Here is a 15,033-nt window from a genome sequence, read left to right as displayed (position 1 = left end):
TTGAACGCATGGTGAGCCGCGTCCTGAGTCGTCCACGCCCGCGCCGTCTGCTCAAACAGCCAGGCCATCGGTGCCTCGCCGATGCGTTGGCGTGCCTGCACCACCGCGCTCTTGCTGACAAACGGCGCGGCCTCGTTGGGCAAGGCCAGATCGAGACTGTCGAGCACCTCGCTAATCGACCAGTGCCGGTACATCGCCAGCGCGATTACCAGCCAGACCACCTGCTCAGCAGGCAAGCGCCGCCGCCGAATACTCGCCGCCCCCGTAGCCTGCACCGCCCGTTCGATCCATTCGTAGGGCAGATGCTCAGCCAGCCGGCTGAGGTCGGCCGGCTGTTGCGCTTCGAGCAGGAAGGTCAGGTGACTGGAAAGCATCGCGCCGAAAAGTTAACAGCTCGGCGTGTCGTTTACAACACCTTCTCGCAACCAAAACAAAAATGCCGTTCAGCGCTTAACTGAACGGCATTAGGGATTTACGCGGGGCCTTTCGAATGCGAGGAGGGCTATCTTGCCGGCTATCTAGTCGGCCCTGAATAAAGCGTTTTCGTCTGTCGTCGGCGTCAGACGACGGGCGTTGTCTGATCGACAGGGGCGAACAATGCGAGAAGAGCGAGGGCGCAAAAAAGCTGCAGCTTCCTGAGGATGCACGCGGTGCTATGTGGTGCCGGTCACAACCTGCGGATGATCCCGCATCGCCGAGTGTGCCCTTCAGCCAGTTCCGGTCCAGCTTCCCGTCTGTCTTCATGTGGCCGATGGCTGGCTCAATTGCGCTGCGTCGCCTGATCATCGCCCGTAGTCCGCGTGTGATGCCTCGCCGCAAGCCTGGGTGGTAGATCTTCACGCCGTCGACAGCAACACTCTTGTAGCCACGGTCGACGACGGCGATTTCCGGCGTGACGTCGCTCAGGATCGCCGCCTGCTCGAGCGCTTCTGCAAGTGTGTGCCCGTCGTAGGGATTGCCCGGCATCGAGCGCATTCCCACGACCAGACCTTCCTTGTGCGTCGTCGTGATCGACACTTTCACCCCAAACTCATACGGCGTGCGCGCCTTGCCTTTGGCCAGGCACTCCACCTCTGGCGCATGCAGTGCGTAGAGCTTGTTTTTGTCCTTGGCCTTTTGCGACAGGATCCGCTTCGTGCGGCCAATCAGTTCTTGCAGGGCCGGGCGACTGCCGTCGGACACCGCATCGATCTGCCGCTCCACGTCACGCATCACCCGACCCACGCGCGAGCGCAACGTACGCAACACCTTCTTCATCCGTTTGTACTGCTTGGCATGGGCGTATCGGCCAATCTGACGTGCCAGGTGTGGCGCCTCGCGGTTGTAGTTCTGCCGCAGTTTCAGGCCGTGACGCGCTGCGGCCTTCACCAGATGTTCGCGACATCGCTCGAGCAGGCGAGAATCGGTGGGATGCGCGATCGCCTTCTGCATGACGGTCGTATCGACGATCACGCGTTTCACGCTCGCAGCCTTGATTACACCGGCACGCTTTGCGGCCTCGATTGTCTCGGCCAGCAGTTCTTCGACTCCCGCCTCCCCGAGCCGCTTGCGCCAGCGCGTCAGGCTCGAGGGGTCGATCGGCGGCTCAGTCTGCAGGTACGTTTCGCCCGTAAAAACCTGCCAGTACGGGTTCTCCACCCATTGCCACACGACCTCTTCGTCAGACAGGTCGAACGCGTGCTGCAGATACAGCAGGCCCGCGATCAGCCTGGGCGAAGTTGCGGGCCGCCCCTTGCGCGACACGAAGCTCTCGCTCATCGATGCGCCCAGCCGATCCCACTTGACCAACTTGGCCAGGCGAACCAGCGGATGCTTCAGATTGATCTGTTCACGCAGCGGCTGCCGGAAGAAATCTCCCTCTGTCACAGGCGTCTTGGGACCCATCCGCACCTCGTCAGGATTTGCAGGATTTATGCATGAATATGCCAGGTCCCTGCAATTCCCACAATGCCATTTCTGCCGAATGGGTTCACCGCACAAGACTTTCCCGATTGTTCAAGCCGAACTATCTATCAGTCAAGGTGCTGTGGGCGACGCTGGCTGGACGCGTGCCTGCGTTTCTCGACCGAGAACTCTTTCTTTCATACATGCGCAGTTATATTTACGACGACCCCAATTTGGTTCTCGTACTGTTGTCCGAAGAAGCCGATGAGGTTCGAACATCCGAAGCTATTGCAAACTACATTTACGGGCGGTTTGGCAGTCTCCTCGACGAGAGCAACGATTTAGCAGAAAGTGTAGCTATGTGGGAGGAAGCATGTGCCCACGGGCTTCCCGTTGAAGAAGCCATAGGCGCCGATAACAGGCAAAGCTGGATCGCGACGGAGCAACTGCTCGCTCTCTCCTCCGATATCCACGATGAAGGGCGGCTCAGTAAGTTCGCGGCTCATGCGTTCATGACGTTGGAGGAACGCAAGTACCTGACCATGGGATCGGTGGCGGCGCTGGCGAAGGCGGGTCCGCCAGGGACTCGAATCGAATCCGTCGACGCTCCGCTTATTCGCTACGAGTTGGAGAGCGATCTTCCTTATGGGGAGCACGAGGGCAGTCTAATGGTTGTGCTGCCCTCCAGCTCGCAATACGTGGCGGTAGTATTTGTCTCAGAGATGCACCGTTACCTCGTTCGGTCGTTTGGGGATATCGATCAGGCCGAGTTGCAACGGGTCTTCCGATATGCAGTGAATCAGACGATTAGCGCTAACGTGCATCGCGACCTTGAAGACGCATTGGAGAATGCGAAAGACGATCCACGGCTGCGCATGTTCTTTGAGCATAATAAGTTGAACTGCCTGAGGGCAGCGACCAAGACCTATGGCACGCTCGCGACCCTGCAGGCCAGCGAGGGGCCGTCGACGATGTCCTGCGTCGGATGAGTGAATGCGGTTTGCTCGGCGTGCTTGACAACGATTTCGACCTCGTGCGCGGCCTCGCAGCAATTGGCCTGGCAAACACGGTCGGGTCTGATATTCCAACGATCAAATTCTTCGCACGGTTTATGGGTCTCGACGAAGACATCATCGAACGGACGATCGATGAGGCATCTCAGCGTTACGGGATACAACTCCTACTACTAGAATCAGGCAATGCAATTGCTCTAGTGTGATAGCTGATACGCACGAGGGTATAAATGACGCTTCGATCGAGCCGGACACTGCAACCAACGTGGTTGACCGCCGTACGACCTCGAAAGCCGTCAATTAACGGACGAAGCATTCTATGTCCGAAGAGGGTGCGCTGCCACTCGCGCAACGCTCTCTCCGATTGCGCACGGATTGGTAATTATCGGCCACTTTCTGCCACTCGCCTGAGCCATGCAGTGGTCACGCGAACGGCTTGTCCACTCCGAAACCCGCCCGATGCTCAACCCGCACTTGTCGGCCTTAGCGGACCTTGAGGCGGGTTGAGGTCTACTTCAGCGATGCGGCGGATTGCTGACGGTGGCGTGTCGCGTACCTGCCGGTCCATATCCGGTGACGCGATTACTTTTATCAAGAAATTGTCGCCTAAGGGTTTGCCTTTCAACAGAACCTGCAGGGCGGTCGGTCAGAAATCATCATGTGGGGCCAGAATTCCGACGTGTGTCCGCTCCGGCCATCTAAAAGAGGATTGCTGACCTTTTCTGCCAAAGTTCCTAACGCTTCGATGAAGCGCAAACTTTCGAAACGAATTCCTTCAAGTCGGCTGTGCTCCCGTTAAACGTGTTGAAATCCAGTCCGGGAAGCCCATTGATTGAAAGTCGATCAGTGAATTGCCAGAAGGTCCAGTTTCTCCATGGGGCTATCACGCTTGGTGCGGTTGAGTATTGTGCGAGCCAGAGAGGATATCTAGCCAGGTCGCTGTCGGCCGTGGTTGCGACTGATTTCAGAAAGGTCCCACCGTACACTATGGGCGTGCAACCGTAGCCGCGCTCAACGGCGCTGGCGAATATCTTTAAGTCCCGGAGAGTTGGAGATCTCCCTGCGGCGCCGGGCTCGAACGTGACCGCTGGCGGCAAATCCACCGGTGCTTCCTTCAACAAATCAATGAAAGTTCTAGCTTGGCTTTCGGGGTCGCCGCTATGAAGTACGTGATATCCGCCACATGCAAGGCCGGCATCGTGAGCTGATCTACAATTTGCCATAAACTGCGGATCGCGAAGACTCTTGCCTTCGCTTGCCTTCAAAAAAGTAAAGGAGACGCCTGCTGTCTTAAGCTTCGCCACTTGCAATGGACCTTCGAAATGGCTTGCATCAATACCCACAGCTTGACCCTTGTTTCTGAGTTCCAATAGCTGGTTCGCGCCCGTTCTAGCGATTCGATCACTGAGTTGGGTCACGGAAGTTACGAGAGTTGGTACTTGTGCCAATAAAGCTGAACTTTCCGCAATCTTGCGCTCTAGTTCGTCCGCAGGCTTCGCGAGGTTATCGGCACGTTGTTTGGTCGCGCTGACCAGATTGGCAAGCTCGTCACTACTCTTCTTTATTTCATTTAGCTTTTGATGAAGCTGCGTCAGACTGTTATTGACGTCGAATCCGATCCAAGCGAGGTAAGCACCGGCCGCGAGCAATGGTATACCCACGTAGACGCCAAAAAGTTTCGCCCAACTCGAAATTCGCTCTGCCACCCGCGCAGCCAATTCCGTTTCCACAACCGATTGCTCACGAAATCGTTCTTTCAGGACTTCATCGATGCGACCCTTCAAGTTCGCATCGAGGTAGGCGGCCACCTGACCGCTTGCAATGTCCAGCGGAGCTCCACACTGCCCGCAAAATTTATTCTTCAGTGAGTTATTTGCGGTGCATCGAGAACACACGACGCTATCAGAAGAGTGGGAATGATCCACGGCAGTCTCCAGGTCCAAACGTTCTCTATGGATTGATCAGGGAGGCATCGATATCTATGCAGCGTGAGTTGGCTACAAGCATAAAGCCAAGCGGTGCGCTATCGGTATAGTCTCACTTAGTCTCTCAACCTTCTGTCCGGGCTACGACGCACGCGATTTAAACCTCGAACGTCGATTCCGACGGTGTGCTTTCGATAACTCGTCGTTTAGCTGTCTGACTCTGTGTGACTTCAGCGAGTCTGAGGTTTGTGCCCGACCCTCGCTGAAAACATGCGTTCGCTGCGAATCGAATACAGCATCGGCAGCAGTGCAGAAATTAGCGCCTCCTGCGTTATGCAGGGGCGACCGCCCCTCGCGTCGCTCTCCTACATACGTGAGAAGAGTGTCTCCGTGCGAGTGAGCACGTGGTTCAGCGAAAGCCGATTGGTCGCAACGGTGGTTGGCCGGAGCGAGGTCATCCAGCCGCAACATCGCGAACAGAAAGCGTGAACGCTTCCGTAGCCGTTGTTTGCGCCGTGTCCATCACCTGCAACGTGAAATCGAATTTCCTTGCAGCCGTAGGTATGCCGCTTAGCACGCCATTAGACGTGAGCGAGAGTCCGGGCGGCAGATCTCCCTTGCAGAGACTCCACGTATACGGCCCCTTGCCACCGATGGCGGACAGGATCGTGCTATAGGCCTCACCGACGCGGGCGTCGGGCAGCTTTCCGGCCGTCGCGCATACCACATGCGGAACCGGAAAAGGCGGCCTGAGTTCTTCGGCCTGCTTCGGCACGAGTCGCCCGAGTGTGGTCTCGAACATCGTGCGCGCCGCTTGCCACGCCTCCAGATAGGTGCTATACGCGACCTTCGCGACCTTGACCTTGTCGTCTTCGGCCAGCAGGACGACGGTGTCTCCTAGCACGCGCGCATTCGCCTCATCGAGCTTGTTGCGTAGCGTGGTTTCGGCTTGCCGCAGAACGGCCAGTTGCTTGTTCAGATCCGAAATGGACGGCGGCGCGACGAGCTTGCCCGCCACATAGACGACCTGACTCAGACCTAGAATGCCGAGCAAAGCCTGAGGTATGTCGAACGAGCTCAAATCGTTTTGATGCGCGCCAGCCCCGAGCAACGCGAGGCCGACCAACACGCTGAAGGTCACCATCTGAAAACGCGTGACGTCGAATTCGCCGTCGGTCGCGACGATGTCCTTCCATTGCGCGAGGTTCGCTTCCGCTACGCCGCCCGCAGGCAACCAGCCGCGATCGATCAGCCATGCCCAGTTCTCGAAATCAAGCCGGTTCTTCGTCAATTCGGCGCCGGCCGACGCCGTTGCTCCGAGCCCCGAAATGCCCATCAATAGCAGGACCGTGGTCGACAATCCCGTGAGATGCCCGGTGAGCATCCAGATGTAGAACACCAGTCCGAGAATGAGCAGTGAGAAGAACAGGACCTGCAGCTTCGCAGGACTGCCGCGCCCGTTGGCTCCGGCAGTTAGCACGACCGGATCGAAGTGCCGCTGCCACGAAGCGTAATTGGTGCCCGTTTGCGGATGATCGGGGCCGGCCTTGTCAGCCATGCGCTGCGACTTGCGAATGAAAAAGGTCGCCAGCACCGCGAGGCAGTAGCTAAGGATGCACAAGAACACGGCGAAGGCTAAACACCACGCCTTGTTCGACACGCGCGTATCGAACGAGGCGATAAACGCGGGCACGCTCGCATCCGCGCCGGAACAGCCGATGACGAATACCACGGCGCGGCTGCTCCATAGTGGGACGTGGTTGAGATCCGGGCCGAAGCGCACAATCGTCTTCGACTCGGTGGATTCGCGACGCATGAAATCGGTACCCGCTTCGCCGGTCGTCGCCGCCTCGGCGGACACTCGTGCGGCGGGATATATCTCCGCGAAACGCGCGATGATCGGGTTCATGTCGCGATTCGTCTGGCGGCCCGTGCTGGTCAAGAGATTGACCGTATCCGTGTCCATCAGGACGGCGCGATAGCTCACGCGCTTATCATCCTTCTCCTGTGCACCGGCGAACGGCCTGTAAAGCAATACGTCGATCGATCCGAAGTCGGGCACGTAAACCAGGCTGCTTACCGCACGCACGCGATCCGTGGACGCCGCGATCTTTCCGATCTGGCTGACCGTGGCTTCGGCCGATTGCGCGGTGCATGCCGTGTCGGCAATCTTCTTGTCGTCGATGGCATTTGTTTGAGAGGCCGTTACGTCGGAGGTGTTAGAAGCACCTGTACTTGCAGGCACCGATGCGGCCGATCCGGACGCTTGCCCTGCGGCGAGGTCGAAGCACAAAAAAGATGCGAGCAGAAGCACCAACTGCAATGAGTATCGAACATAAGAGGCTCCCCTGTTCATCGCTTACACCACGGACTCGGTATAGGTGACGGTCCCGCCCTTGAAGTGCGCAGTCAGGATCTGTTGCCTGACCTGTTCGCCTGCCGGTGAAAGTCCGATGTGTACCCAAGTCCCCTCGAAGATCAGCTGATCGAAAATCAGCGCGGAGCTTTTGATCTTGAGGCATATATCGCGTGGCTCGCCAAACGACGGACAAGTGAAGTCGGCGGCGAGTCCCAAAAGATGCCTGCTATTCGGTGCGCCACCGACGGCAGCATTCACACCCGGCGATCTGTAACCCGATGAGATCGATATCGGCTGGTTGCCGAGCAGTGTGCGCACGCTTTCCAGCAATTGCGCCACGCGTGTGAGGTTGTCGATTGCCGCAGACGAGGGCGTGTTATTAATGCCACGCCGTATCGCGGTCTGACTTTGCGTGAATTCGGCGAGCCCAAAGTGTGGGGACAGTTGCGTCATGTCGACCTCCTTTGATCAGGATCACGGGTTTACGAAGGCGTCGCGCGTCTGACCGCCGATTCGCCAGCGGCGTTCTGCGACGCGGCTGTGCATACTCACCATCATCCCTGGTCAGTCGAGGACGGCGCGCTTTTGAAATAGTCTGCAAACGGCCACGACTCTGTGAGACCATTGAGCGAACCGGCAAAGCAGTTGCGATCGGTGTGCCCCATGCCGTTCACCTCCTGTGGCAACGGACCGGCTTTGCCGTCCGTGTACTGCCATAGCGTAAATTTCGGCCAGGTGTCCACGGGTATTCCTATGGGTTGGTCACGATAGCGCGCATACCACAACGGACAGTTCTTCAGGATCGGGTCCGCGCCATGCGATTGAACGGCGTCGCGAAGCATGTTCGCGCCATAGATCATTGGCCAGCGTCCGCTTTTGTTCTTGATGGCCGTCACGAACTCGTGTGCCTGATCGAGTGTCATGTCAGGTCCACTGGTACTCGGCTCGAAATCGAGGCAGAGCAGGGTGCCGGTGTTATCCACGCCGGCAGCGCCCCATTCCACTGCCTCCAGGAAATTGCGAACCTGGTCGGCGACGGGTCGACCGCTCGAGAAGTGATACGCGCCCCAGAGCAAGCCAGCTTTTCGCGCTGCTTCCCGGCGTGTTTTGTACTGGTCGTCTTTGAACGTCGCACCTTCGCTGGCTTTATGGATGACCGCGGCGATGCCGTCCGCTTTCGCCTTGGCGGCGTCGAACGGCCTGTCGTGATGGAGGTCGACGATCGCATCGATGGTTCCTGCAACGGTAACGGGCATGTCAAGCTCCTTTAACTGATCTTCGAACGGCTCCTTCCAGCTGTGAGCCTGGTCACGGCAGCATTCTCTGCGTGGCGACTTCGTCGCAGAACCTGGCCGCAATCTGCGCGTACCCTGCGGAGGTCGGGTGAATCTCATTCAGCCAGTCGGCGCTTTTGATCTGCGGGTTGACGTCGGCAGGCTGCAACGTGCCAAGCGTCTTCACGACATGGAAGTTCTTCAATGGCATGCTGCTCACCAGTCCGAACAGGCGATCGAGCAACACCTTGGCTAGCGACTGCCAGTCTGTGGCCGGCACTTGATAGCTGACCAATGCGGGGAATAGCCACGGTCCGAAATGCAGCCCCGCACCGACGTCGCGCGGCATCGGGTAGTCGTAGGTGTGCGTGATGATCGGCACATCGCGGTTGTTCTTGCTGGCCGCTCGCATGGAATCGAGCGCTACGAACTGTGCCTGCAGATGCGCGGCAAAGATCGACCATCCGTCTTCGGACAGATAACTTCCAGCAGGAAGCTGCGCGCGCTCTGCCGGGGTCAGCAGCAGACGGTCGCTTGGGGGATGCGGCGTACCGTGCGGATCGGTCGGTCCGACACCCAGTGCATCGATGAGATCGTTTCCGCCCGCCGAAAGCAGCATGGCGTCCCACGGCCGTTCGCGCGGACCACACAGGTAGCTGGCGAACCACGGGTCTCTTCGCCAGTCCACCATGTGTGCGAGCGTATCGCCGGGGTCCGCGCAGTTCACGGCGATCGTGGACGCACCGAAGTCCAGATGCGGCAGCAGGGATGACGCCCGGAACAGGTTCAGGCCATTAATCGAGAACCACGAGTCGCCTTGCGCCAGCATCCTGTATTTCGGCGAGGAAAAGTCAGGTGCCATTTCGCTATCGACTTGCGATGCGGGCACGATCTGGATATTCGACATGGTGCCTCTGCCTAAGAGGTTTCGCTTCATCACCTGACGCCCGGCCCCTATATGCGGCCTATGCGTGGGCCTCTGCCTGGTCAATACCGACGGCTTTGCGCTCCACTTTCATGCCGTCACACGAGGTGCGACCAACGCAACACCTGCCACACTGTTGATGGCGTCATAAATCGCCGAGACCACCGCGTTAATCAACTTCTCGATTTCGATCTCGATAACCTGAATCACCGTCTGTGCAAACCCCTTTGCCATTTGCTCGAGACCATCGAGATAGAAGATCTGTTCGGCGGGAGTGAACGCATTGGCCTCGATCATCCCAGCGACGAGCGCAGACTGTTGGGCAAGCGACTGGAGCTGGCTTTGAGCGAATCCGGCCGCGGCGGGCAGATCCTTGCTCGTCACGTTTTTGACGGCCGACAGGATGTCGGTCTTGAAGATAGAAGCGGTGTGGGTCAGATCCAGTGCCATGACAGCTCCTTAAGTCGCGACAATCTATCTTTGCAACATGTACTCGTAGAAAAGTGCTTCTGAAATGAAGTGCTGTACTTCGCCTTTATTCACTGCAACCCGGCCGCTATTGAGGCCGTGGGCGCAGTCGGTGTCGCGCAGGAATGCGATGGCGCGCGAAACCTGGGTAAGTGCCATCGCGCTTGCCGGGATGTACTGTTGCGTATCGGCAGGTACGGGGGCGACGGGTGGAATGGCTGGCGTTCGCGGTACATGCAGAGCATCGGCGCATTCGTCGGCTGCCATTTTCATCGCACTGGTGGCAGCAGCAGACGGTTGCGGGTCGGAAACGAAGCGCGCGTGGAGGGCATTTTCGACTTTGTCTCTGATGGCGCTATCGGGAACCGGGCGGCTTTGCGACTGCAACGCCAAGGCGTCGGCAGTTCCGATGATCTTGTTGTATCGGTCGGCCCGCTGCGGGAAACTGTCCCTCGTAGCCGCCATGCCTGCGGTCGCGTATAAGGTCATGATGTCGTTGTTCAGACCTTTGATCCCATCGCTCAGCGCCTTGTCAGGGGCCGGGGCCAACTGGATCGTGCAGGCAGAAAGAATCGCCGCCGCTACAGTGGCAAACGCGATGGTCGCGGTCGATGATCGCCAGCGACGTACCAAGCCGACCATGATCTGCTCCTCGAATCAACGAGAACGGGGACGTGCGCATTCGAAGTAGACCGACACGCGATGAGTGTCCTGACGGCAGGCGTGCAGAAATGCTCTGCAACGCCGCATCATCTGAGGCCCTCATGGAAGACGCGTAAAGTTCTCGTTTTTCTGCGCTAATGTTTTTGAAAAGTAGTCGAAAGGAGCGTGACTTGCTGTCAGGCATTCCCTAACGTCAAATTTGCGAGATATGTCGGCTGGCGCACAGACAATACGCTTCTCGCATTCACGACCGATCGTTTTTTGGTTGGGTAGCATTCCTAGCTGCCTTGGAGGCAAACGCTATCGTTCAGTCCCAAAAAGATTAAACGCACATGGAAAAATTGGCTCTCGTTCAATCGCGTTGTGAAACGAAGAGAGGGCGGATGACGAATGCCATTTTGGGCCGGTACGCGCGGTCCCACGCGAGTTGGTAGGCGCCCCACGTGCACTGATTCGTATATGAGCTCGAGAACACACGGCCTTCCAGCACCCTGGAGGTCGGGAGGCGCGTGCTGGCCATGCGTAATGTCCGTCGCGCCCCAGGCTCGCCATCTGGCATATCAGGTCCCAAAGGACGAAAGTCAGGAATCCATCGCGCCCGCGCCATGGCGCGATTGGGAGACCAGTGGCCTCGCCAAATGATTTCAGCATCATCCAGTCAAAACCTGCAAGCGATAAAATCCGCGCTTCCTATCCGTGGCACTCAATGAGTGCACCGCTCACTACAGACGCCTTGCACCATGAGGAAAGGCTAACCAGCGTGGCGTCTGGATATCCCATTTTTGAAGCAACCGTCATTAATGCTTTCGCATCGTCGGAGTTCCCCACGGCTACGACAAGCCGAATCTGTTCTTTCTTGAATACTTGGGTCCGCAAATCCGGACGGAGCGCGACGCTCTTTGCCTCTTGCAAAGCAGCGGCTACGTCTGAGCGGCCGGCAAGGACAATCGCCCAGTCGTTAATGAAGGCGGCTTCATCGCTTCGGATTAACCGCACCTCTGCACGCATCGCCTTCTGCCGCGATTTGCTTTGCATTGAACCATTGACGAGACCGATATCCCGTTTTGTGATTGGCATCGTGTCTGCACCGCGATTGAGCCGTTCTAGTGCTTTCGGAACGTCGATGGGAGGATGGGGCGGTATGAATGCGAACGCCTTGTCGTCGAGATAATCGAGCACTTGCTCATTGAACAAAATTAGTGCGACCACAATGGCAATCAAACCCCCGTCTTTGATTGATGCCAGAATATTGCGTGTTAGGGAACTCCACGCAAGCCACTTCCGCATCTTCAAGAAGCGTGACCGTCCGTGTTTGACGTGAGCAATAGGGTTACCACTGTCGGATGGTGGCAAAACTTCCTTGCCGACGGGGTTTTCGGAAAACATGATCGATACGTCACTTACACGATCCAGCGAGCCATACTTCAAGGGGAGGGGTTTCTCCGGCAGGAGCCTTATCAAGCGTCACAGGGATCTGTCTCGGACATCCTTGGTCCGTAAGAAATCCTTCCACTGATTTCGCGAGCTTCTCCGCGATCGCCTGGTCATTCGCAGTAAAGTATTTGACGCGTGTTGTCCATGGTCCACCGACTCGCTCGGCCGCCGGTGCGTTGAAAGACTCCGTTTTCAAATACTCGCGGAGGGCGTCGATGAACTCGCGTTTCAGGGACCCTTGAAACTGAATATATGTCAGACGAGGCCGAACGATTTGCGGCTGCGCATTAAGTAAGGCGTGGTCTGTCTTCGCCAGATTTTGGCGGAGTAAAGCGTTCTGCTTTTCCAGTGAAGCGTGTTCTTCAACGACGACCCTTTTCTTTTCCAAGGCATCCGCAAGATCACGTTTGGCAGCGGACGCTGCTGCGTCCGCTGCGGCTCTTTCCGATACCGCCTTGTCCAGATCATTCTTCGCAGTCTTGGCACGCATCTCTCCTACCTCATATTGCGTAACTGCGGCCATCAAGCCTCCTGCGCCTAAAATCACCCCTCCGACAATCTTTGCAATATCAGTCCAATATGCCTTCCTTTCCTTTTGGGGGGCCGACTCCAGTTCAAGTCTCAGCTTTTCAGATTCGACTTTCGTCTTTTCTATGTTGGCGAGTTTCAGAAGATCGTCTAATGACGATTCCGTCTGCGAAAGTGTGTTCATATCGTTTCTCAATCTAGTATGACTTTACTGAATATGTACGATCGCATGAAGAACGTCAAAATTTCGCTCACGGAATGACGGGATTCCGTTTCTCCCTCGAATCGAGTCTAGTAAAGAAATGAAAATGTAACGTATGCTGAGTGTGCGTTTGCGCACATCCACCTTTTTGTGAGCAAGAGATAGGGTGCGAGACGTATTGGAGACGACACTGCACTCGGAGCTACAGGCCAAGATACCGAAGGCGAGAGATATACTTCAAAGTGTAGTAAGGAACTGAACGAATTCTACTATGGTGAGCAGATCAAATTTCCTAGCGAAGCAATAGTGCCACACTGGCCGGACCCCAATGTCCGTCATGCCTCTTAGAAGTAAATGTAATCAGGCGCGTAAAAGCGCCGCGAATTTGATGTCGAAGCCCTCTCACTCGAAATGAGCAGAATGTCGAGACTACGACTGCGCGAATGGCTGCAAAGCGTCTGTCAACTGCCTCACAGTGGTTGACACCCGAATGTCGGCAAAGGCCGATCACTTGTTCTCGAGTGACGGCACGGAATGACCGTTCCGTTCTGATACTTGCCCTTGGCACAGCGACGGCTCGACCGGCAGCTGCGGGTCGTACATGGCCGGCCCGCATCACGTTGCAGCCGGCCAGGAACGGTCAGTCGGACGGGAGGCCCGCGTCGACCGGTACCCGACTCAGCCCTGTGAGCCTCCGCTTGTCGTTTTCCACGAATGGAACGCCTTGTCGCGCTTCATGTGCTGAATAAGCACTTGCTCGATGATGAAATCGAGTGACACTTCGGCATCGTTCATTTCCTGATACGCGCGCTGATAGGCCAGCAGATCGGCGTGCACCTCCTGCGACAGGTTGACTGGCAGCTTGGTTTTCTCCGGTTCTCGCTTGACAATCGGGAGCAAGAGACGGGGCGATGATTTACGGAAAGATTTTTGCGTCATGGTGTTCGGGTCCTCAGTGTTTACGACGGATCGGCTTGATGACATTCAGCGGCCAGAGCCACACGTAATAAAGCCGCACGTTGAGGCGGCTGTTCCAGTTGAGTCCGGCGAGGAGTTCGGCGCGCACCGCCTTGGCAACCGAATCGTGCGACTTGGATACTTCACGCAAGCTGGTATTCAGTAGAAATTGCCTCTGCGCAACAGGCGCATGTGCAACGGCATTTCTCACCAGCACCGGCCGCAGCATGGCAGCTTTTTTATTGATACGGGGACGCTAGAGAGCGCAAGGCAAGCTCGACGTCCTCCAGCGTGACAGTAGCTGAGCCGTCACGCAGATACCGAAGAGCGGCAAGTTCAAGAATTCGTTTCAATACGGCATCCGTATCCGAGAGGAACCGGTTCTGTAATGCGTTGGCTACACAGTCAGCGGTGTGGCGGGAGATTGGGAAGGCGTCGCCCGACATCGTTCTGAGTTTCGTACGGACATAGGAAGCAATCCAGTTGTCCCGTCCGTCGACGCATCCCACCTCGCAGAGGCGGCAATTGAAGCCACTCGCCGCTCGCGCGAGCCCTTCCTCTCGCATGGACGCGACAATCGTGTTTTTCTGGGCACATTGCTGTTGGCGTGGTCTGTGCGTAAGCGTCTCCGCCCCGCATTGGCATGCGGTACAGATGGGATTCTGATCACACTTGCACGTGGTCGCTTCATCATTCGTCATCTCAACTCTCCTGGTCAATGAGGTCAGCGATCGCCTGTCTCTAAAGGACGTTCGCCAACCCAGTCTCCTCCCCAAATCGCAAAGTCAAGTCAGCCGGTGGACATTGCCAGGGAGCCCATGGAGGTTCAGCGCAAACTGCGAGCGTGACACCCAGACAAGACGGACCCACTGACGATCGCCAGTGGCCCACGGCTCTCGGATTGAGAGATAAAAGTGCGCGCCGCGAACCGGCATCGCATTGGATGCGCGACGCTTTGCCCCTTCTTGTCCCCACTCGCAGTGATGGCACAGCACCTGTCCCGCTCGTGGATGATGCGCTGATGTTCGCCCGCTTCTTTCGTACACCATGGACTTTCCGCCGCCCGCGTGCCCGGAAAACACAGTTGCACCTGTCCTGGATCCAACGTGCCGGAATTACGAGCGCGGCAGTGAGCGAGGGAATGCCGCCCACCTCGTTACTCGAACGTGTTGAACTGGCCGGACTGTGCAAACATCGCAAAGACCGCCTGCACCCGATGACGCCGCATCGCGCGTTGCAGAAGATCAAGCGCGCAGTCTTCGTTTCCGGCAAGGGATAAATGGTGACGGCAGTCCGACCTTGATCGACACGGCATCGTCAAAGCGCCGTGCCGTACCGGAGACGGTCCCGATTCAACTTATAATTTCGTTTTTCAGCGACGCCTTGCTGGCGCCATTCCAA

Annotated in this window: 15 protein-coding genes and 1 pseudogene; 3 read left to right on the top strand and 13 right to left on the bottom strand. The window is 57.2% G+C overall.

Going from position 1 to position 15,033, the window contains the following annotated elements; translation table 11 throughout:
- Both BMW76_RS29520 and BMW76_RS29515 read right to left on the bottom strand, forming a co-directional pair.
- On the bottom strand, window positions 1-374 hold a 374-nt coding region (locus BMW76_RS29520; RefSeq protein WP_177200533.1), incomplete at its 3' end, for a transposase domain-containing protein.
- Between the two features lie 185 nt (window positions 375-559).
- Window positions 560-1,884 (bottom strand): annotated as a pseudogene (locus BMW76_RS29515) (IS5 family transposase).
- A gap of 32 nt (window positions 1,885-1,916) precedes the next feature.
- Here BMW76_RS29515 and BMW76_RS29510 point away from each other — a divergent pair.
- Together BMW76_RS29510 and BMW76_RS29505 are read left to right on the top strand one after the other, a co-directional pair.
- Window positions 1,917-2,873: a hypothetical protein gene (locus BMW76_RS29510; protein ID WP_143062351.1), complete on the top strand. Its 957-nt coding sequence runs from the start codon at window positions 1,917-1,919 to the stop codon at window positions 2,871-2,873.
- Window positions 2,874-2,893: 20 nt separating this feature from the next.
- Window positions 2,894-3,103 (top strand): hypothetical protein, encoded by a 210-nt coding sequence (locus BMW76_RS29505; protein ID WP_143062350.1) that lies wholly within the window; start codon window positions 2,894-2,896, stop codon window positions 3,101-3,103.
- A 528-nt stretch (window positions 3,104-3,631) separates the two neighbouring features.
- Here BMW76_RS29505 and BMW76_RS29500 read toward each other — a convergent pair.
- From BMW76_RS29500 to BMW76_RS29450, 11 genes are all read right to left on the bottom strand, one after another.
- Entirely contained in the window at window positions 3,632-4,822 is a 1,191-nt protein-coding gene (locus BMW76_RS29500; RefSeq protein ID WP_177200532.1) for a GH25 family lysozyme, read from the bottom strand.
- Between the two features lie 454 nt (window positions 4,823-5,276).
- A complete protein-coding gene (locus BMW76_RS29495; protein ID WP_143062349.1) occupies window positions 5,277-7,067 on the bottom strand; it encodes an Ig domain-containing protein in 1,791 nt (596 codons plus the stop codon).
- Between the two features lie 114 nt (window positions 7,068-7,181).
- Window positions 7,182-7,634, bottom strand: coding sequence for a D-Ala-D-Ala carboxypeptidase family metallohydrolase (locus BMW76_RS29490; RefSeq protein WP_090871683.1), 453 nt, complete (start codon window positions 7,632-7,634; stop codon window positions 7,182-7,184).
- A 101-nt stretch (window positions 7,635-7,735) separates the two neighbouring features.
- Window positions 7,736-8,437 carry a glycoside hydrolase family 25 protein gene (locus tag BMW76_RS29485; protein WP_090871682.1) on the bottom strand — a complete coding sequence of 234 codons (702 nt, stop codon included), beginning with the start codon at window positions 8,435-8,437 and terminating at the stop codon, window positions 7,736-7,738.
- Window positions 8,438-8,489: 52 nt separating this feature from the next.
- Window positions 8,490-9,362, bottom strand: coding sequence for a hypothetical protein (locus BMW76_RS29480; protein ID WP_245763425.1), 873 nt, complete (start codon window positions 9,360-9,362; stop codon window positions 8,490-8,492).
- A gap of 108 nt (window positions 9,363-9,470) precedes the next feature.
- Window positions 9,471-9,830 (bottom strand): hypothetical protein, encoded by a 360-nt coding sequence (locus BMW76_RS29475; RefSeq protein WP_090871680.1) that lies wholly within the window; start codon window positions 9,828-9,830, stop codon window positions 9,471-9,473.
- A 24-nt stretch (window positions 9,831-9,854) separates the two neighbouring features.
- Window positions 9,855-10,490, bottom strand: a complete 636-nt coding sequence (locus BMW76_RS29470; RefSeq protein ID WP_245763424.1) for a hypothetical protein — start codon at window positions 10,488-10,490, stop codon at window positions 9,855-9,857.
- Window positions 10,491-11,201: 711 nt separating this feature from the next.
- Complete coding sequence (locus tag BMW76_RS29465; RefSeq protein ID WP_143062348.1) at window positions 11,202-11,897, bottom strand: hypothetical protein; 696 nt, start codon at window positions 11,895-11,897, stop codon at window positions 11,202-11,204.
- A 10-nt stretch (window positions 11,898-11,907) separates the two neighbouring features.
- Window positions 11,908-12,657, bottom strand: coding sequence for a hypothetical protein (locus tag BMW76_RS29460; RefSeq protein ID WP_090871676.1), 750 nt, complete (start codon window positions 12,655-12,657; stop codon window positions 11,908-11,910).
- 696 nt (window positions 12,658-13,353) lie between these two features.
- Window positions 13,354-13,614, bottom strand: a complete 261-nt coding sequence (locus BMW76_RS29455; protein WP_090871674.1) for a DUF2274 domain-containing protein — start codon at window positions 13,612-13,614, stop codon at window positions 13,354-13,356.
- 13 nt (window positions 13,615-13,627) lie between these two features.
- Complete coding sequence (locus tag BMW76_RS29450) at window positions 13,628-13,861, bottom strand: hypothetical protein (protein ID WP_090871672.1); 234 nt, start codon at window positions 13,859-13,861, stop codon at window positions 13,628-13,630.
- A gap of 777 nt (window positions 13,862-14,638) precedes the next feature.
- Here BMW76_RS29450 and BMW76_RS40585 point away from each other — a divergent pair.
- On the top strand, window positions 14,639-14,911 hold the full coding sequence (locus BMW76_RS40585) for a hypothetical protein (protein ID WP_143062347.1): 273 nt from the start codon (window positions 14,639-14,641) through the stop codon (window positions 14,909-14,911).
- The last annotated feature ends 122 nt before the right edge of the window (window positions 14,912-15,033 follow it).

Source organism: Paraburkholderia diazotrophica, assembly GCF_900108945.1.
GTDB classification, from domain to species: Bacteria; Pseudomonadota; Gammaproteobacteria; order Burkholderiales; family Burkholderiaceae; genus Paraburkholderia; species Paraburkholderia diazotrophica.
Note: the sequence above shows the minus strand (reverse complement) of the source record. Positions and strands in the feature narration are given on the sequence as shown.